The organism is Niameybacter massiliensis, from assembly GCF_001282685.1.
Taxonomy (GTDB): domain Bacteria; phylum Bacillota; class Clostridia; order Lachnospirales; family Cellulosilyticaceae; genus Holtiella; species Holtiella tumoricola.
In genome coordinates this window covers 140,165-159,585 of the sequence record NZ_LN875034.1, presented here as the reverse complement: position 1 = coordinate 159,585, position 19,421 = coordinate 140,165, and the positions used below count along the sequence as shown (strand labels likewise).

Annotated in this window: 13 protein-coding genes; 4 read left to right on the top strand and 9 right to left on the bottom strand. The window is 34.3% G+C overall.

What is annotated here, in order from left to right; genetic code table 11:
• Positions 1-14: 14 nt before the first annotated feature.
• Positions 15-977, bottom strand: coding sequence for an ABC transporter permease (locus BN2390_RS03260; protein ID WP_242847639.1), 963 nt, complete (start codon positions 975-977; stop codon positions 15-17).
• A gap of 808 nt (positions 978-1,785) precedes the next feature.
• On the opposite strand from BN2390_RS03260, the gene BN2390_RS03255 reads away from it, so the two are divergent.
• Positions 1,786-3,243, top strand: coding sequence for an AraC family transcriptional regulator (locus BN2390_RS03255; protein WP_198524847.1), 1,458 nt, complete (start codon positions 1,786-1,788; stop codon positions 3,241-3,243).
• Positions 3,244-3,268: 25 nt separating this feature from the next.
• On the opposite strand, the gene BN2390_RS03250 is transcribed toward BN2390_RS03255, so the two are convergent.
• On the bottom strand, positions 3,269-4,840 hold the full coding sequence (locus BN2390_RS03250) for an extracellular solute-binding protein (protein WP_082238558.1): 1,572 nt from the start codon (positions 4,838-4,840) through the stop codon (positions 3,269-3,271).
• A gap of 393 nt (positions 4,841-5,233) precedes the next feature.
• Here BN2390_RS03250 and BN2390_RS03245 point away from each other — a divergent pair, with 393 nt between their 5' ends.
• The 3 genes from BN2390_RS03245 to BN2390_RS03235 all read left to right on the top strand — a co-directional run bounded on the left by BN2390_RS03245 (position 5,234) and on the right by BN2390_RS03235 (position 8,734).
• Positions 5,234-6,658, top strand: a complete 1,425-nt coding sequence (locus BN2390_RS03245) for a sulfatase-like hydrolase/transferase (protein WP_053982914.1) — start codon at positions 5,234-5,236, stop codon at positions 6,656-6,658.
• 63 nt (positions 6,659-6,721) lie between these two features.
• Positions 6,722-7,636, top strand: a complete 915-nt coding sequence (locus BN2390_RS03240; protein WP_053982913.1) for a sugar phosphate nucleotidyltransferase — start codon at positions 6,722-6,724, stop codon at positions 7,634-7,636.
• Positions 7,637-7,639: 3 nt separating this feature from the next.
• Positions 7,640-8,734 carry a phosphotransferase enzyme family protein gene (locus tag BN2390_RS03235; protein WP_053982912.1) on the top strand — a complete coding sequence of 365 codons (1,095 nt, stop codon included), beginning with the start codon at positions 7,640-7,642 and terminating at the stop codon, positions 8,732-8,734.
• Positions 8,735-8,822: 88 nt separating this feature from the next.
• Here the strand turns inward: BN2390_RS03235 and BN2390_RS03230 are convergent, their stop codons facing one another.
• The 7 genes from BN2390_RS03230 to BN2390_RS03200 all read right to left on the bottom strand — a co-directional run bounded on the left by BN2390_RS03230 (position 8,823) and on the right by BN2390_RS03200 (position 19,179).
• Positions 8,823-10,112 (bottom strand): glycoside hydrolase family 125 protein, encoded by a 1,290-nt coding sequence (locus BN2390_RS03230; RefSeq protein WP_053982911.1) that lies wholly within the window; start codon positions 10,110-10,112, stop codon positions 8,823-8,825.
• A gap of 158 nt (positions 10,113-10,270) precedes the next feature.
• Positions 10,271-11,392 (bottom strand): anaerobic sulfatase maturase, encoded by a 1,122-nt coding sequence (locus BN2390_RS03225; protein WP_053982910.1) that lies wholly within the window; start codon positions 11,390-11,392, stop codon positions 10,271-10,273.
• Between the two features lies 1 nt (position 11,393).
• The gene (locus tag BN2390_RS03220) at positions 11,394-12,929 is read right to left on the bottom strand and encodes a sulfatase-like hydrolase/transferase (protein ID WP_053982909.1); all 1,536 of its coding nucleotides are present in this window, start codon (positions 12,927-12,929) and stop codon (positions 11,394-11,396) included.
• A gap of 782 nt (positions 12,930-13,711) precedes the next feature.
• Complete coding sequence (locus BN2390_RS03215) at positions 13,712-15,160, bottom strand: sulfatase-like hydrolase/transferase (protein WP_053982908.1); 1,449 nt, start codon at positions 15,158-15,160, stop codon at positions 13,712-13,714.
• Positions 15,157-16,590 carry an arylsulfatase gene (locus BN2390_RS03210; RefSeq protein ID WP_053982907.1) on the bottom strand — a complete coding sequence of 478 codons (1,434 nt, stop codon included), beginning with the start codon at positions 16,588-16,590 and terminating at the stop codon, positions 15,157-15,159. The genes BN2390_RS03215 and BN2390_RS03210 overlap by 4 nt, the downstream gene beginning before the upstream one ends.
• Before the next feature lie 14 nt (positions 16,591-16,604).
• Positions 16,605-18,176 (bottom strand): sulfatase family protein, encoded by a 1,572-nt coding sequence (locus BN2390_RS03205; RefSeq protein WP_082238556.1) that lies wholly within the window; start codon positions 18,174-18,176, stop codon positions 16,605-16,607.
• Complete coding sequence (locus BN2390_RS03200) at positions 18,115-19,179, bottom strand: LacI family DNA-binding transcriptional regulator (RefSeq protein ID WP_053982905.1); 1,065 nt, start codon at positions 19,177-19,179, stop codon at positions 18,115-18,117. Before BN2390_RS03200 ends, BN2390_RS03205 begins: the two co-directional genes overlap by 62 nt.
• Between the last annotated feature and the right edge of the window lie 242 nt (positions 19,180-19,421).

Below are 19,421 nucleotides of genomic sequence, written 5' to 3'. Positions count from 1 at the left end.
ATTGTTCCTCCTCCTTAGAAAATACTTGTATCAGAATATTTTTTACTTATCTTATTACTTATATAAACGAGTGCAAATGCAATAATAGAATTAGTAAGACCTACTGCTGTTGCAAAGTCATATCTTCCTTCTACCATACCTGTTCTATAAACATATGTACTAACAATATCTGCTGTTTGATAAGTACTTGGTTGATAGAGTAGTAAAATTGCTTCATAAGAAACAGATAAAAGTTGACCTATCTTAAGAATAAGCATTACCATAATTGTTGGCCTAATACATGGTAACGTTACGTGACATAACTGTTTAAATCTTCCCGCACCATCTATACTAGCTGCTTCATATAATTGAGAATCAACTCCAGATAAAGCTGATATATATACAACTGCACTGAATCCTATTCCTTTCCATACATTCATTCCTGTATAGATTCCTCTAAAGTTCTCTGGCTGAATTAGGAAATAAGTTCTTTCCCCGCCAAGTGCTGCAATTATATTATTAATTAAGCCTGATGGTGCTAAAAAGTTTGTTACCAACCCTGCAATAACAACTATTGAAATGAAATGTGGTAAATAAGTGATTGTTTGAATTGCCTTTTTAAACCTTACACTTTTCATTTCATTAAGCATAAGGGCTAAAATAATAGGTGCTGGGAAACCGAATACCAAATCATATATACTAATCATAATGGTATTTCTAAATGCCCTCCAAAAAAACTCATCTGTCAAAAATTCTTTAAAATGTTTAAAGCCTGCAAATGGACTTTGTGTAATACCTGATAAAATATCATAATCTTTAAATCCAATTTGCAACCCGTACATAGGCTTATACATAAAAATGGCATACCAAATTAAAAAAGGTACAATCAATAAATATAACATCCAATGATTAACCACACTTACTTTTAATTGTCCCAAATTTATTAGTACCTTGTTTTTCATATTAGTTTTTACTGTTTTCTCCGTACATGCTTCCATTCACTCTTCTCCTTCTAAATATATTTTTTTATCCATAGTCTTGTTACAAATTGTTGTATATTCAATTTGTTTGAACTCATTTTAAGGCATTATACATAACTTTTATATCTACATTTTTTAATATTACATTTAAAATTTATCAATTTTATAATATATACTTTATTTTTTTGTATATACTATTGAACTTTATATATTTTAGATATATCATTATAAGGCAATGTTAACATAAGCATATTTTCTATAAGTGATATGTTTTAGCTTATTCATTATTTTTAACAGGGGAGGATCTAGCTTTATGAAATTATCTTTTAAATTTTCCAAATCTGCCTTATATCACACATTTTCATTTATACCTTATTTACTATGCTTACTTATCTTAACCTTAACTTTAGGTATACGCATTCATCAAGAACAAAGAGTATATAAGTCAACTTTCAACCAAATAGAAAATTCGGTGCGCTCCCTGGACCAAAGCCTTTCAAAAACCCTAGACATACTCACTAAACTGAGTGTCTCAAAAGAAAATCTTGATTTTCTAGATCAAGATTCCTTCAGTCCTTCTATAACTTTAGATGCTTATAATCTCTTTTCTAAGTCTTATAATGTCATCACAAATTATGATACATATATTGGTACTTATAATAGTCATATTGATTTACTGCTTTCTAATTTAGGTACATCAAATTTAGATTTTTTCTTGAATTATTATCATTTCACTAATACACAAGAAATCTATGACTTTATACACAGTGTCTCAACGGATAAAAGTTACTCAAGCCTCATAATCGAAAGTACTTCTCAGAATTATGTGCTGTATCTAACTAAAAATAGTAATTTACTTAAGCATCCTGTATCTTTTGTACTATTTAATAAAAACTGCTTAATTGATAGCTTTATTCCGTACAATGCACCTTTTGACTTTGAAATATATCTAGAATCCGTATCTAATTATGAAAAAGAGGATTTACTTTATACATCTACTGCCTTACCTCTTGTTTATAAGGCTACACCACATATAAAAAGATTTGAGAGACCTATTTACAAGATCACTAATCTCATACTACTTATATCAATTATCATCACATTACTTCTAACTATACGTTTCTTCTATAAAAAGGTTCAGCGTATTAAAGCAAATCGTATGAACAAAATATTAGAATCACAAGCCTTATTATTAAAAGAGGTTATTTATGGTGTAAAAAATAACAATATAAAAGAAATGCTCCATAAGCATAACTTACACATTCTCGATGATTCTTTTTTAATGATTTTAGTTACTCTAAAACCAAACTGTAGCAATCATTCACCTATTTCTAAAATATATTTAGAAGAACTCCTAAGTCCTATTTATCCTGCATCAACTTTCAAAGTACTTATGGTTTCTGAAACTACTTATGTAATTTTTATAAATACAATTCATCGAGAAGACCTTTATAGTTCACTTAAACCTCTTAGAACAAATCTAGCATCTTACTTTTTGATTATTACTAAGGTTTTAGAACTCAATGAAGTAAGCTCTAAGTTTTATTATCTTAATCAATTAACAAAAAATAATACTATTTTAAATCAATCTAATCTTTTATTAGAGGAAAATATTAACATTAAATTGCCTGTATCCTATACTTTTACTGAACAAGATCAAAAGCTTCTACTTTACCACTTAAAGTCACAAAATCAAGTAGAATTTTTAAATTTAGTTGATATGATTCTTACCGAAAATATACTTAAACGTAAGCTTTCACATGAATTCTATAATCAATTTCTAACGCTTATGTGTAATCAACTTAATCGACTTTCTAGTTCCTATAAAGATACAGATTTAATCCTCCAAGAGCTATTACAAACAACTGATAAAAATGAAGTAAAAACTATTCTCTATGATTTATTTGAAGAGTATTATACTCTGCTTGTTCAAGAAGAACCAAAAAATGATATGGAACATAAATTCTTCGAGTATATCCATACACATTATCAACATGATATTTCTCTTACAGATATGGCTAATGAATTTAACTTAGCTATTAACTATGTTGGTGTACTGTTTAAAGAAAAAACTGGTCATAACTTCAAAGACTACCTCAATGCTTACCGTATTGAATGTGCTAAACAATTGTTGAATACCTCTTCTTCTATCAAAATTAAGGATTTATCTTGTGAAGTTGGCTTCGTAAATATTAATACTTTTATACGCCTCTTCAAAAAGTATGTGGGGATGTCTCCTGGACAATATCAAAAGTACATATTAGAAAAAGATACGGCCAAATAGGCCGTATCTTTTTTAGTTGATTATTCTATTTATAAATTCTGTCATAAGCAGCTTGTTGAATATCTAAAAGCTCTTGTGCGCCTAGCTTATTAGCCTTTTCAAGATATTTATCAAAGCTTGCATCAATATCTTCACTACCTAAAATCCATTTTTGCACCATTTCTTCTGTATAAGATTTTAATGCTGGATTTTTCTCACTAATAATTTTTGATTCTTCTTCTGTGTAACTTAATCCTAAGTTACTAATAATATCTAAGAATGGTTTAGCTTCTGTATAGACTTCTATTCCTTTAAGTGCAAGTTCATCAGTCCATTGTCTTTCATATTCAAAGTCTTGTTTGTACCCAACAGATGCATAACCTAAATCAAGAAGTTGGTTAGTTACTGTATCATCAGCATTAAGTACTTCTTCTTTAAATTGTGGTTTACCATCAACCATATCATATGTAATACCTTCAAGACCAAAGTTCATTGTCCTTCTTCCTTCTTCTGTGAACATGTAGTCAAATAATTTGATAGCTGCTACAGGATCTTTACAAGCTGTTGAAATTCCCCATACCCACTCTGATACTTTTTCTCTTGAATATTGTGTTCTAACTTCTCCACTAGGAGATGCAGGTGGTAAAATAGGTGCCCATTCTAAACCTGGTATTTGTTCTTGATACATTTTTTGGAATTTGGCAGTAGATGCTATCCAATCTACAGTTGAAGCACCAATATTTTGTATGAACATGTACTCTCTAGCATTTTTACCTCTTGTATAGATTTCAGGGTCAATAAGACCTTCTTTATATATACGTGCTACGTTTTTAATAACTTCTTTAAATTCTGGTGTATATTTATCATTTTTAACTACACCATCTACAACATAAGGCTCTTGTGCTGCACCATAGAAGTTAATAATACCCCAAATTCCTATCTTATTATCTCTATCAAAATAGCCTATTTCATCTTTTTTTCCATTTCCATTTGCATCGTTTTCTCTAAAAGTTCTTATAGCTTCTTCGTATGCTGCTACTGTAGTTGGTACTTCAAGGTTAAACTTATCTAACCAATCTTTACGAATGAATAGAACTTCAGATACCTCTCCATCTGGTAAATATGGAATATAATAAATTTTACCATCTGGGCTAGTTGAAGCAGAGCGCATAATTGGGTCTGAATCTAAAGCAGCCTTAAGATTTGGTGCATATTCTTCAATAAGATCATCTAATGGCATAAGTAATTTACTCGCATTTTTATTCATATTATCTTTTGATGCATGGATAATATCTGCTAAGTCTCCTGAAGCTAACATAAGATTAAATTGTTCATTAGGATCTGCGCCTGGTGTAGTTGGTGCTACACCATTTAAGATAATATTGTTTTGTTCTTGAATGTACTTCCATAAAGGTGAATCGCTTCTAAATGTTCTAATTGCATCATAGTAAAAAAGATCTAACGCTACAGCCTCTTTGGATTCAACAGCTGTACTCGCTACACTCTTCTCTCCTGATACATTTGAAGCATCTTTACTTGTAGTTGTTGAACATCCTGTAAGTCCCATCATGCTGGCTAAAGTTAAAGCTGAAATACATCTTAAATTTAGTTTCATCATCTTCTTCTCCTTTAATGTTTCTAATTTATGGTTCTGTTCTTCAATTTAGCTAAAAAGCTTAAATTCATTCTAGAATCATTTACCTCAAAAAACTATCTTAATTAACAAAGTTCATATACACTTTTACAGTTATCATCCTTTTTCGTAGTGATTTTATATATTAAATTTTATTTTACATATATTTTTTTGTTTACTTTTTATATTTATCTTCTTGCCGCAAGCACATGAGTGTATATATTCATTTCCACCTACCTACTTATTTATTTAATCTATCTTTTCTATTAGGCATTATCTTTTATTTGTTTTTGTAGATAAACTTAAAAAGCTATGACTTACAATGCTTTTCTTTCTTTATATACTATAATCATCTTACCTATAAAGGAGGCTAATCTTTTGAAGAAACAACCTAATCTTCTTTTTATTTTCGCTGACCAATGGCGAAGGCAATCAACTGGTTTTTCTAATCAAGATTCTATCTTTACACCTAATATAGACCGCTTAGCCCAAAGCGGAACAGTTCTTACCCAAGCAATCAGTTCTTGCCCACTCTGTTCCCCTTATCGTGGTTCTTTATTCACAGGGAAATATCCTCTCTCTAATGGTGTTTATACTAACTGTAAAACAGGTCTTGATATCACTCTTAAAGATGAAGAAATCTGTTTAAGTGATCTTCTAAAAACTTATGGTTATCAAACAGGTTACATCGGAAAATGGCATCTAGATGTTCCTGAACAAAATCATACTCCTCATCCTTTATCTGGAGCACATGACTGGGATGCCTATACACCACCTGGCCCTAAGCGCCACAACTTCGACTTTTGGTATTCCTACGGAGCAGATGATCATCATCTTACGCCACACTATTGGGCTGACAGTCCAGAGCAAATTAAAGTTAATGAATGGTCTATCACACACGAGACCTCTGTAGCTATTGACTATATCAATACACATCATCATAGTCCCTTTGCTTTATTCTTGTCATATAATCCACCACATAGTCCCTATGATCTTGTGCCCGAAAAATATCTAAACCTCTATAAGGATAAACCACTTTCACCTAGAAAAAATGTCATTTATGATACTATCGGCTATCATACACACGAACCTCAAACCTATAACCAGGCTGAGCTAGAAATCATGACCAAGCAATACTTTGCTGCAATTACTGGTTTAGATGAACATATTGGATTACTTGTAGATTGTCTTAAAGCTAATAACGTTTACGAGGATACGCTTATCATAATCACTGCTGATCACGGCGATATGATGGGATCTCATGGTCTTATGGCAAAGCATGTTTGGTATGAAGAATCCATAGGTATTCCATTTATCCTACACTGGAAAAATGGTACTTTAACCGCTGGTACGTCAGACATTGTTCTAGATACAACAGATATTATGCCTACATTACTAGATCTATTAAGTATTCCTAAACCAAATACACTCCAAGGACAAAGTGTCGCTACCTATCTTACCTCCAATGACTTACACGGTCCTTCAGATAAAGTCGGCTACATATGTGCCTTTCCAGGACGTACTGTTTTTCAAGAGCAATTTGATGCCGCACACTTAGATCCTAAAGATTGGGGATGGCGCGGTATTCGTACCAGAGACTATAGCTTTGTTATTCATGTTGGTTATCTCCCTGAGTGTACTACACCTACTCGTTACTTGTACAATCTCAAAGCGGATCCTTATCAACTTAATCCAATTGCTGAAAATACTGTTGAATATCAAACCATTGTTCCTCTATTAGAAGCTCAGCTTAAAACTTGGCTTATCTCACAAAATGATTGCTTCATAAAATGGTTAGATTAACTCTATACCTAAACTTATTTTTATACTTATAAACTATTAAATGAACTCGAAAGGTGAATTATCATGTCAGAACCTATTTTAGTTATTATGGCCGCAGGTATGGGAAGCCGCTATGGTGGTTTAAAACAAATCGATCCTGTAGGCTCACATAAAGAATTAATTATTGATTTTTCTATTTACGACGCTATTAAGGCTGGTTTTAAAAAAGTTGTATTTATTATCAAAAAACAAGATGAAGAAGAATTCCAAGAAGCTATCGGTAATCGCATCGGCCAATTTATAGAAACTACATACGCTTACCAAGATATCAATAACCTTCCTGAAGGCTTCACAGCTCCAGCTGATCGTACTAAACCTTGGGGTACAGGTCATGCTATTCTAGCTTGTAAAGATATTGTCCATGAACCTTTTGCAGTAATTAATGCAGATGACTTCTATGGCGAACATGCTTTTAAGGCTATGTATGACTTCCTTCAAACTGCTCAAGATAATCACACCTATAATTATTGTATGGTTGGTTACTCATTAGAAAATACTTTAACTGAACATGGACACGTAGCTCGTGGTGTTTGTGAAGTCAATAATACCTACTTAACTTCTATTTGTGAACGTACACATATTGCTTATCATGAAAAAACTGTACAATTCTTAGAAGATGATATCTGGACACCTGTATGTAAAGATTCTATTGTTTCCATGAATCTATGGGGCTTTACCCCTAGTATTTTCACTGAACTCGAAAAAGCCTTTAAACCATTTTTAGAAGAAGCACTTGTAACTAATCCTTTAAAGTCTGAATACTTCTTACCTTCAGTTGTTAATTCATTAATTCAAAATCAATCTGCTACCGTGAAGGTACTCCACTCATCAGATAAATGGTATGGTGTTACCTATAAAGAAGATAAGCCTGTTGTGGTAAATGCTATTAAGCATTTACAAAGCCAAGGTGTCTATCCAAATAAATTATGGGAGGATTAAGCTATGAATACCTTTAATGCTGATAAAGTTTTTTCTCACTTTCAATTTGAAGGCGAGCTTATATCTATCACTCCTACTGGAAATGGGCATATTAACGATACTTTTCTTGTAACTACTAATGCACCTAAAAACTATATTCTTCAACGTATCAATCATCATATTTTCAAGTCTCCTGAAACTCTTATGGAAAATATCCAAGCTGTATGTGCTCATCTTCAACAAAAAGTACTTGCTGAAGGTGGTGATATAGAGCGTGAGGTCTTAACTCTTATACCTACACATGCTCATACTAGCTACTTTCTTGATAAAGAAGGATACTATTGGCGTGCTTATGTGTTTATTACTGATGCTATCTCTTATGATATCGTCCCAAATAACACAGTGTTTTATAATGCAGCGTATAAATTTGGTGAATTTCAAAGATTTCTTCTAGATTTTGATGCTTCTAAGCTTTATGAAACCATTCCTTATTTCCATCATACCAAAAATCGTTTCAATAACTTTCTTAATGCACTTGAAAACGATTGTGTTGGACGCGCTAAAACTATCCCTGCTGAAATTGATTTTGTTCTAAGTCATGAACAAGATGCCTCTAGTCTTATTGACCTTTATGAGTCTGGCAAACTGCCTCTACGCGTAACTCATAATGATACTAAAATCAATAACATTATGATAGATGCTTATACTCAAAAAGGTATTTGTGTTATTGATCTTGATACTGTTATGCCTGGTCTTGTAGCTTATGACTTTGGTGATTGTATTCGTACAGGGGCAACTTCTGGTGCAGAAGATGAGGTTGATCTTTCAAAGGTTCACTTTATGTTAGATCGTTTTGAAGCTTTTACTGAAGGATTCTTATCCTCAGTAGGTGCTCACTTAACCAATGATGAAATCGCTTCCTTACTTATAGGTGCTAAAATTATTACTTTTGAATGTGGTATACGCTTTTTAACAGATTATTTAGAAGGTGATACGTATTTCAAAATACATAGACCTAATCATAATTTAGACCGTGCACGTACTCAGTTTAAACTTGTTCAAGATATGGAGCATCATTGGCAGGAACTAGAAGCAATTATTCAAAAATTTATGAAGTAGTTATAAAACATTTTAGGATAAAAATAAAGCGTGAAATCAATGACTTGATTTCACGCTTTATTTTTATAGGAACTAAATATTTATCTAATTATCTTTTTACTTTGTATCCACAGTAGTCAAGTACAAGTTCACAGAACATTGCATTTGCCCATGAGAACCATTCTCTTGTGTATTGTGCTGGATCATCTACATTGAATCCTTCGTGCATTAATTCTTTGCCACCATCTGTGTTTTTCATCATTTCAAGAATAGATTTTTTGTATTCCATATCGTTTGATGTTAAACCTTGCATAGCAAGTGAGATGTGCCAGATGTAGTTTACTGGTGTATGTGGGCTACCGATACCTTGAGCTGCTGCACCTTTGTAGAAGTATGGGTTCATTTCGCTAAGGATCATTTTTCTTGTGTTTTGGTATACTTCATCATCTTCATTTACGTATCCGATGTATGGGATTGAAAGAAGACTTGGAAGGTTTGCATCATCCATGATGTTGTATTGGCCGAAACCATCTACTTCGTAAGCGTATACTTTACCGTATTGGTAGTTTGATAATGTACCATAAGCTTCAATTGCTTCTCTAAGTTCTGCTTTAAGTTCTGCAGCTAATTTAGCAAGTTCTTCATTTTTAAGAACTTCTGTAGCGATTTCTACTACGTATCCCATGATTACTTCTGCAAACATGTTTGATGGGATAAGGTATCCATACATACAAGCATCATCACTTGGTCTAAATCCTGACCATGTAAGACCGATGTTAGATTTAACTAAAGCACCTTTACCATCTCTTGATAATGTATCTGTGTAGTAGCAACCATGTCTGATGAAGTTGTATGGTGATTTGTTTTCATGATCTTGTTCTGTTCTAAATACTTCAATGATGCGGTAGATAGCTTTTACGTATTCTTCATCGAATTGAGCTGTTCTACCTGTGTTTTTCCATAATAAGTAGCTCATTTGAACTGGGAAGCAAAGTGAGTCGATTTCGTATTTTCTTTCCCAAATCCAATCACATTGATCTGTTTCATCTTTTTCCCAACAGTTTCCGTTTGCTTCTTCGTTGAAAGCATTTGCATAAGCATCAATTAAGATATATTTCATTTGTCTTCTTACAAGACCTTCGATCATATCTGCGATTTCTGGATCTTTTTCTGCTAATACGTAGTATGGTCTAAGCTGACATACAGAGTCTCTAAGCCACATCGCTGGGATGTCTCCTGTGATTACGTATGTAGTACCGTCTTCCATTTTTTTAACAGTAGTATCTAAAGTATTTGTATAGCAGTTTTCAAACATTTTAATAAGTTTTTCATCACCTGCTAATTTTGTTCTTACTTCTTCAAGGAGATTTTGCATTGATTGTGGTAATTGTTTTTCCATGAGTCAAATCCTCTCTGTTTATTCATTAAAGTATGGTTTATTGTTATAGGTTTATTATACAAGATTTTTTTGCTTTAGAATAGCTTTTTGTATCTTTTTGTTACTTTTTTATTATTCGCTTTGTTAACTTTAGTTAAGTCAACCAAAATGTACCTTTTTTATCTTCTTTTAAGAATCATTTGCCCTATTTCTTGTAGCCTTGGATAGCTATATTTAAAGAAGGTTTTATAGGATGTACAGAAGTAATTACGTCCCATTTTTCCATCTTCAAACTTATCTCTATCTCTTCTACATCCACCATGGCACATGTTGTACCACTTACATTTGAGGCATCCTGAGTCTTTACATTGTGACTGCTCAATAAATCTTATTTGCGTTCTTTTTGCTTCTATAGATTTAAAGTCATCATGAAGCATATTTCCTATTTTATACTCATCCATTACATAGAAGTCACAAGGGTATACGCCCCCATCTGCTTCGATTACATATTGGTATGTACAGGTCCCCATCATACCACATGCTTCTGGATAGTAACCTAACATAACTTGAAGTAAGTTTTCGAAGTAGCGGATATATATAAACTCTCCTTTTTTAATGGTTTCATACCATTTATCGAAAAGGTCCATGAGGAATTTCTCATACAATCTTGGTGTAAGAGAATAATCTTTTTGTCCCTTTTCTTCATGAATTTCATCTAAGCAAGGAATGAATTGCATATATCTAAAATTATTTTCTAAATAAAAATCATAGATCTCTTTAATATTTTCAGCCACTTGTCTCGTAACAACAGTTAAAATATTATATTCCACTTTATGCTTATCAAAAAGCTTTGTTGTTTCAAGTACACGTTCAAAAGTTCCTTCTCTATTTCTATCTAATCTAAGTTCATTATGAACATCCTTTATACCGTCTAATGATAGGCCTACTAAGAATTTATTCTTTGCAAAGAACTTGGCCCATTCTTCATCAATTAATGTACCATTTGTTTGAATGGCATTAGACACTTGTAATCCTGGTCTTGCATATTTCTTTTCATAAGCTATAAGCGCTTCATAGAAGTCTAAACCTACCAAAGTAGGTTCACCTCCTTGGAAAGCAAAAGTACAACTTCCCTCAGCATGTGTCATTGCCTTTTCAACAAGTACCTCTAAATTCTCTTTTGTCATTCTTCCATAAGACTTTACTTGTCTGTTATCACTTACATCATAGTAGAAACAATATTTACAAGCTAGATTACATCCACTAGATGCTGGTTTTATCAGTAAATGAATCGGTGGCATACTATAATTCCCACTCCTTTATACGATTAATCTTACAAAATGCATGGCGCACTGGATCATTATGTGCACTCATCCAATCTGCAAAGTCATTTTTAAGTTCCATAAGTTTATCTTGTATCTTTTCATCTTTAATTAGGTTATTCATTTCATATGGGTCTTCTTCTAAATTAAAGAGTTGATCTTCGCCTGCTCCATTAAAGATGTACTTATATTGATCTTGTCTATACATACGTTGAGTCGCTACAACGTCAAAGGCACCCATACCTTCTGTCACAATATCATTTGCCCATCCTTCTTTGCTTTCACTTTGTAGGAATCTTGTAAGTGTTCTACCATCACCATAACCATAGTTATCTGTAGGTACATAACCTGCTAAGTCTAATATAGTTGCATAGATATCTACTGTTGAGGCAAATGCTGTTTGAGTATATGGTGTAATACTTTCTCCTGCTGGTTTAATAAATAAAGGAATATTCGTTGTATCATTGTACATACTGTAAGACTTATTCTCAAGTCCACCATGACATCCTTGATTATCTCCATGATCAGCTGCAAAGATAATAACTGTATCTTCATAAAGTCCTTTAGCCTTAAGATGCTCTACTAAACGTCCTATTTGTGCATCAATATGAGAAATACATGCATAGTAATGTCTTAATGTATTTTGGAAGAAGCTCCAGTCATGTTCTGGTCTTCTAAGAAGTTCATAAATCTTTGGCATACTTTTAGCATCTTCTCTAAAGGAAGGTGACTCTGGAATAGCCATATCTCTATATAGATCTAAATACTTAGTTGGTGCATAGAACGGTTCATGTGGTCCCCAGAAGTTAAGTGCAAAGAAGAAAGGTTTGTCTTCTCCTGTTAAATCATCAATGAGTGTAATCGCTCTTTCTGTTAAGTAGTATTCGATAGTAGATTCTATTGGTGATACAACCTCTGCCCAAGTTGAATGGTCACCTGCACGATTACCATTTCCTTTATTAATCATCTTAACTTCTAGATTGTTATCTTTTAAGTACTGATGGAACTCTGGATAAGTCCATCCACCACCACCATGTCCTGGGAAATCATCTCCCACAAACCCTACATCTGTTGGTAATGTGCCATAATGCTCATAAGCTGCACTATCCATAAATCCTTTTTCTTGTTGAGCTACAATACTTCTACCTTCCGCACTTGCTTGTTTGTCACTACCCACACCAAGGTGCCACTTACCTGTATATCCTAAGTTATAGCCCACTGTTTGTAGTCTACGACTTAAAAGATGTGGTGTATCCTGAAGTTCATGTGTTCTACAACCTGATTGATATAAGTTACTTTCCATACCTGTTTTAGATGGATAAGAACCTGACATTAAAGAACTTCTCGCTGGAGAGCACACAGGACAAGTTGTATAAGCATTATTAAATACAACACTCTCACTTGTTAAAGCATCGATATGAGGTGTCTTGCAAAGTGTATTTGGATTGTAACAAGATAAACTATCTGCGCGGTGTTGATCCGTAAATATGAGTAATATATTTTTTTTCTTAGACATGTAAATCCCCTCTTTTCATGTTAATTAGACTTGGATGTAGTGAAAACTTATAGGTGTTTGTTGAGGTTGGGTTAGTGCTACGCGTGCACTATCTCTTTCGCTTTTGCTCAAGCAGACTAAGAAAGTGTAAATTCATTCTCAGGTAGAACGCACGAAAACTCGCTTACGCTCAGACATTCGTGCAAAACCCTACCTTCGTATTCATTAACACTTTCTAAGCCCACTCTCGAAAAAAGCTACAGGTATATTACCCACGCATCCCTAACCTACTCTACTCACTCCACTATGTTTTCACATTCAGTGATGCGCCCGTGGAAGTGAGAGGGACGGTACTTCCTTCTTTCTCTTCCAGGGGGGCTTGCTAAGTGATGGGTTGCTGGGGAGGTATTGTATACTTACCTTCTCCCAAGTAGTGAACTTATTTTAGTAGCCTTACCTAGCTTGATGGGTAAATGTTTACTCCAGAACCCACTTCTGCTTAAGGCCCTTCACTTTCAGCAATGTACCCCGGAAGATAAAAGAACGTTACTTCCTTTTTTCTCTTCCGGGGGGCTGACTAAGTGATGGGATGCTGGGAGGTATTGTATGGAAACTTCCTCCGCAGACTTTTTAGAGAGGCTTAGTAAATGGAATCAAGCTGATTTTAGGGCAAGTGTTTGAGGAAAAGTGAACTTCTTTTCCGAGTTTTTGCCCGTTAGTTTGATGGAATGAACTTAGCCTGTCTTAAAGGTCGAGGACTAGAAGTTGGAATACAATATTCATACCAGCACACCCTCACTTACTTAATGTTTTACATCAATATCGCAGTATTCTGTATGATACCCTGGCCATGGATTCGCTCTTCTATGTCTTTCATCGTCATGAAGTGGTTCTATAGTTGTGAGCTTACCATCTTTAACGTAGTTTAATTTCTTAGTTTGTTCACTTTCAATTAAAGCTTGTTTAAGTTCTTCTTGAACCCCTTTATATGCTTCTAATCCTGCAAGGTTTTTAAGTTCTTGTGGATCATTGATAAGATCAAAGAGTTGCTCGCATTGATCTTCTAAGTACCACATGTATTTAAATTCCCCGTCTGTAATACCTATGGACTCTAACATGCCCATTTGTGATACCATCTCTACGTATTGTCTTGGCTTTTCTTTCCCTTCAAGTACTGCCATAAGATCTTGTCCATCTACATCTTCAGGTACTGTCCCACCTGCTAGATTTACAAGGGTTGGTAAGATATCTGCATGAGTTACAGGGATATCTTGTTTTGTTCCACCTAGCTTATGCCCCATTGATGGTGGGAGTCTTAAAATAAATGGTACATGAGTAGATGCTTGATGTAAGAAGAACTTGGCTGCTGTGTGATGGTCTCCTAAGTATTCTCCATGGTCTGAAGTGAAAAGGATAATGGTATCTTTAAGCATATCAAAGTCTTGAAGCGCAGAGAAAATCCGTCCCATATTGTAATCAATTTGAGTGAGCAAGCCATAATAAGCAGCCTTTGCTTCTTTTATGATCTTTGGACTAATTTTATCGTATCCCCACATTTGTCTAAGTCGTTTAAAAGCAAGAGGTGCATGTTCATCATCTGACCAATCTCCAAATACAGGATCTGCTATCTCTTCACCTCGATACATTGAATAGTATGGTTCTGGTGGATCAAAAGGTGGATGGGGCTTAGAGTAAGAACACCACATAAAGAATGGTTGAGACGGGTCACGTCTATCTCTTATGTATTCTACACATTGTTCTGATATCCAAGAAGTCAATGTCATTGGTTCTGGTACAGTAGAAAGTGCTGGATAAATCTCATTTTGTCCCATTCCGTGATGCATTGGTTGAATCAGGCTTCCACTACGTTGCATTTGTCTGTAGTAGTCATCAGGAATAATCATTTCATCAAATCCGTGTTTTGCACGTTGTGGTCCAAAATGCATCTTTCCTATTGCAATGGTTTGATAACCTGCTTGTCTCATAAGGTCTGGTAAGGTATCACGTGTTCCCATCACATCTGTTGTCTCACAGTTTGTTGTAGAACCTGTTGTCTGAGGAAACTTCCCATTCATAATAGAAATACGTGCTGGTACACACAGTGGACATTGGGCATTAGCATTGGTATAGCTAATTCCTTGGTTAATAAGATACTGAGTATGTGGCATACGCATATAATCTGGTGCAAGCTCACCTACTGTGTCATAACGTTGTTGATCTGTTGTAATCAAAATAATGTTATACTTTTTCATTGATGTATCCCCTTTCTCTTAACAGGTAATAGGCCTGTTATTAGTTCTTTTCCATCTGATAAATGGTCTTCTTCTCTTGTAGCTAAATAATCTATCATTCGCTTACGCCATTCTAAAATTACTTCTTTATAGGCTCCATCCTTTGAACATTCATGACATTCATAAGGATCTTTTTCAAGGTCAAATAATTGCTCTTCTCCTGTATGAGTAAACCAAATGTACTTGGTCTTACCATCAGTCATAAATTGCATTGCTTCATCTGGACTGTAGCACCTTGCATGCTCTCCATGAATCCACTTTCTATCAAATATATTTTTACCTACATCAGCTTGGCTCTCATGATTTAATAATGGCATTAAATTGCATCCATCTACATAATCCGGCTGCGGTATATTAGCATATCCTAATATAGTACTGTATAAGTCTTGTAAGACTATTGGTGTTTCTTCTTTACTTCTATACGCCTTATCTTTAGTCCATATAATACATGGCACTGCTGCACTACCTTCATAAGCATAGGTTTTTCTAAATAGATGATGGTCACCGAGCATCTCTCCATGGTCTGAAGTAAAGATAATCATATCTGGCATTTCACCTTGATATTTAAGGCTACGAATTAATCTTCCTATTTGTGTATCAATGTGAGCAATTTGAGCGTAATAAACAAGGCGTGTTCTTCTTAATTTCCCCTCATCTAAATGACCTTCCCAAGTATCAAGCCCTCTAACGGGTTTATCATGTTTAGCTGCCCAATCTCCTACAGGTACCTGTTCACATTCTTTTTTCATATACTCATCCCAATAGAATTGTGGTGGATCTATCGGAGGATGTGGTCTATGGAAAGATAAATTTAAGAAGTATGGTCTTGTTCTATCTCGCTTCTTCAAGAACTCTAACCCTTTTGTCACAACCCATGTATTGTTATGTAACTCTTCCGGTAATGTACTTGGTCTAGCATTCCAGCTATTATCATCTAACCCATGATGTAATTCATCCATCACCTTACCGGTCTTGTCCGCAAGCCATTCATGGTAGTCATTAACATAGTGATGACCAAATACTTGCCATGCCTCATAAGACTCTAGTCCTTCAAATCCACAATGCTTACGTTGCGGGAAGAAATGTGTTTTTCCTACGCAATGCGTTTGATAGCCCGAGTTACGTAAAACTTCTGGCAACATATTAGGGAAGTTCCACTCTGTCCCATCTTGATACCCTATAAAACCTGTTTGATTAGGGCTCATGCCTGTAAAGAGGCTCGCTCTTGCTGGCACACAACTCGGTGCTGGCGTATAAGCATTGGTAAAAAGTGCACCTTCATTAGCTAATGTATCTAAGTTTGGTGTTTCAACGGTTGGGTGCCCCATTACACTTAAGCAATCCCAACGAAATTGGTCACATAATATGAGTAATATGTTTGGCTGTTTCATTTGTTCCCCCTAGCCTACTCTTTCTCGTAAGGCACTTTTAATTTGAAATATTCCTCTACTTCTCTTCGCTTATCTAAATCAGGTTTCTTATCTTCTATAAACACTTTTTCTTCTTCATTTAAATAGATTGGTGTGAGTGCATCAAATGTCATTGTTTGTGCTAAAAATGCTTTATGTCGTTCAATTTCTTCTTTGTATTGTAAGTCTGCTGCTACATCATTTAATTCATATGGATCTTTTTTAAGATCGAAGAATCTATAATGATTGAAGTTTTTACTGATAATAAGTTTATAATCTTTGCTTCTTACCATGTATTCATAGTATCTTTCAAGAACACCATTACACATATCTACTCTAAGGCCTTCACATATTGTCATTTCTCTTCCCACTTCTTGGTTTGATAAATTAAGCCCTTTCATGGTCCATGGTATTTGGCAATTAGCTTGTGTAAGGAAAGTTGGAGCAAGATCAATATTGCAACTTATTTGCTCATTGATTTCCCCCTTATATTCATTATTAGGATATTTAATAATAAGTGGTACCTTAGCTAATGGATCATACATATAATTAGCTTTTAGTAGCATATGGTGGAACCCTAAATACTCTCCATGATCACTTGTATAAACGATTAAAGTATCTTCATAAAGCCCTTTAGCTTTTAATGCTTCTATTAAACGCCCAATATGATGATCCATATGTGTAATACTTCCATAATAATGAGCTGTTACCTGTCTCAGCTTATCTTCTGTAAGATTTTTATGATCAAAATATCCTGAACCATGTTCATAATCTACATCTGATACTTCTTCTGTATACCCTGGCAGTATCTCTATTTCCTCTGAATTGTACATTGTATCGTATGGAGCTGGTGGATCAAAAGGATGGTGCGGTTTCACATAGCTCACAAGCATCATATTTCCGCCTTCTCCCCATGAATTTATTTCCTCTAGTGCACGATTTGTAATCCATGTTGTAGAATGATGCTTTTCATCTAAATTAGATTTCATAGCCCCACAAGTATCCCAATATTTTTCATCTGCTTTAGCTCTAAATTCTTGTCTCTGATCGATTAAATCATTTTCATCTAATAAACCTTGCTCTTTTAGATATTTATGATAATCATCATCATAACGCCCATCACCATCTTGTTCACATAGAATCATTTTATCAAATCCCATATCTAAATATGTCGGTGTGGCATGCATTTTCCCTATTGCAGCTGTTTTATAGCCATTTTTCCTAAGTATCTTTGGAAAAGTTTCTATACCATCTGCCAATGTACAATGATTACTCCATCCCATATGCTGATGTGTATATAGCCCACTTAAAATAGAATACCTAGCAGGTGTGCAAACTGGATAGGTTGTATAGTGCTCTGTATGTTTCACACCATCTTGTGCTAATGCATCTAAATATGGTGTTTGCAATATCTTATTACCATAAGCACCTATACAATCCCATCTATGTTGGTCACCCATTATAAATAATATATTTTTCATATATTTATCCCCCAGTTCTATGCTATTAGCTTCTCTTATTGGTTGATTGTCTAAATTCCACTTGCCCATAAATTTTAATGTTTTCATAATCTCTATCTGGATTATCTATACGCCATACAATCTGTTCCGCTAAGCGTCTACCTATGTTATGAATATTAGTACGTACAGAAGTTAATGTTGATTCCTCACCTTCTAAAGGAATATCATCGAACCCTGAAATTCTAATATCTTCTGGCACTTTATATCCATGCTGTCTTAATACTTTAATGACCTTATGCGCAATGGCATCATTTCCACATACAAATCCTTGTGGCAAAGGTTGTTTATCTTCAATAAGTGATGTAATCGTACCTTCTACTTGCTGTTCAAAATAGAAATGTCCATGCTCTTTACTAATGAAGCAATACTCATTATGGATAGGAATACCTGCTACATTATGCGCTCTAACGAAGCCCCTCCATCTTTCTTCAATACTTTTACAATATTGGGTATCACCTATAAAACCAAGGATCTTGTCACCTTGTTCAATAAGTTTTTCTGTAATTTTAAGTACACTTCTTCTACCCTCTACCACAATTACATCTGCGCTTACAGACATCGGGTCAATGCCTAATGGAATATCAAAATACACTGTAGGTAAATTAGCTTGTGATAATTTATTTACAGCATTCTTATCATATAAGTTCACAGCGATAATACCTGTAATATCTGCCTCTTGTAAAATAGGTGGTAACTCAAAGTCCTTTTCTTGTTGAAAAGTTAAAAAATTATAAAAGCAGCTATATTCTCTATCGGCTAATTCTTTTGTTATGCCACTGATCATATGTCCCCAAAAGCTTGAAAAGTCTGGTGATGTTGCGATCACAAGGATATTTTTAGATACCTTTTCTTTTTCATCCTTTTTGATAGTTAGCATATATTCTTCATAAAGTTCTTGTGGCAACTTATGATAGCGCAGTTCTATTGCTGCTTCAATGACTTGGTATCTTACCCCCTGAGATACTTTTCCACGTCCATTCATTACCTTTGAGACAGTATTACGCGACACACCTACTTTTTCAGCAATGTCACTCATTCCCATTCCTTTCATATATCTTCTCTCCTTATAATGTCAAAATTTCATGCTGTTGTCTTTATTTTAGTTTACATGAATTCTTTACTTAGCCTCAATAAAAACACTCAAAAGCTCTATAAAAACTGAAAGTTTTTTTATTGTGTTTACATTTTTATCTTTATACTTTACATTTATTGTTTATATACCTATTTATGCTCTTAGTTTTATGCGTATTTTCAGTCTATTTCCTATTAATTATATAGGATTTCTATGCTTTT

Excerpts from the sequence above, each read along its gene's own strand:
- BN2390_RS03200 (WP_053982905.1), bottom strand. The coding sequence starts at position 19,179 with ATGAAAGGAATGGGAATGAGTGACATTGCTGAAAAAGTAGGTGTGTCG.
- BN2390_RS03235 (WP_053982912.1), top strand. The coding sequence starts at position 7,640 with ATGAATACCTTTAATGCTGATAAAGTTTTTTCTCACTTTCAATTTGAA.
- BN2390_RS03205 (WP_082238556.1), bottom strand. The coding sequence starts at position 18,176 with ATGAAAACATTAAAATTTATGGGCAAGTGGAATTTAGACAATCAACCA.
- BN2390_RS03225 (WP_053982910.1), bottom strand. The coding sequence starts at position 11,392 with ATGCCACCGATTCATTTACTGATAAAACCAGCATCTAGTGGATGTAAT.
- BN2390_RS03260 (WP_242847639.1), bottom strand. The coding sequence starts at position 977 with ATGGAAGCATGTACGGAGAAAACAGTAAAAACTAATATGAAAAACAAG.
- BN2390_RS03215 (WP_053982908.1), bottom strand. The coding sequence starts at position 15,160 with ATGAAAAAGTATAACATTATTTTGATTACAACAGATCAACAACGTTAT.
- BN2390_RS03240 (WP_053982913.1), top strand. The coding sequence starts at position 6,722 with ATGTCAGAACCTATTTTAGTTATTATGGCCGCAGGTATGGGAAGCCGC.
- BN2390_RS03210 (WP_053982907.1), bottom strand. The coding sequence starts at position 16,590 with ATGAAACAGCCAAACATATTACTCATATTATGTGACCAATTTCGTTGG.
- BN2390_RS03230 (WP_053982911.1), bottom strand. The coding sequence starts at position 10,112 with ATGGAAAAACAATTACCACAATCAATGCAAAATCTCCTTGAAGAAGTA.
- BN2390_RS03220 (WP_053982909.1), bottom strand. The coding sequence starts at position 12,929 with ATGTCTAAGAAAAAAAATATATTACTCATATTTACGGATCAACACCGC.
- BN2390_RS03250 (WP_082238558.1), bottom strand. The coding sequence starts at position 4,840 with ATGATGAAACTAAATTTAAGATGTATTTCAGCTTTAACTTTAGCCAGC.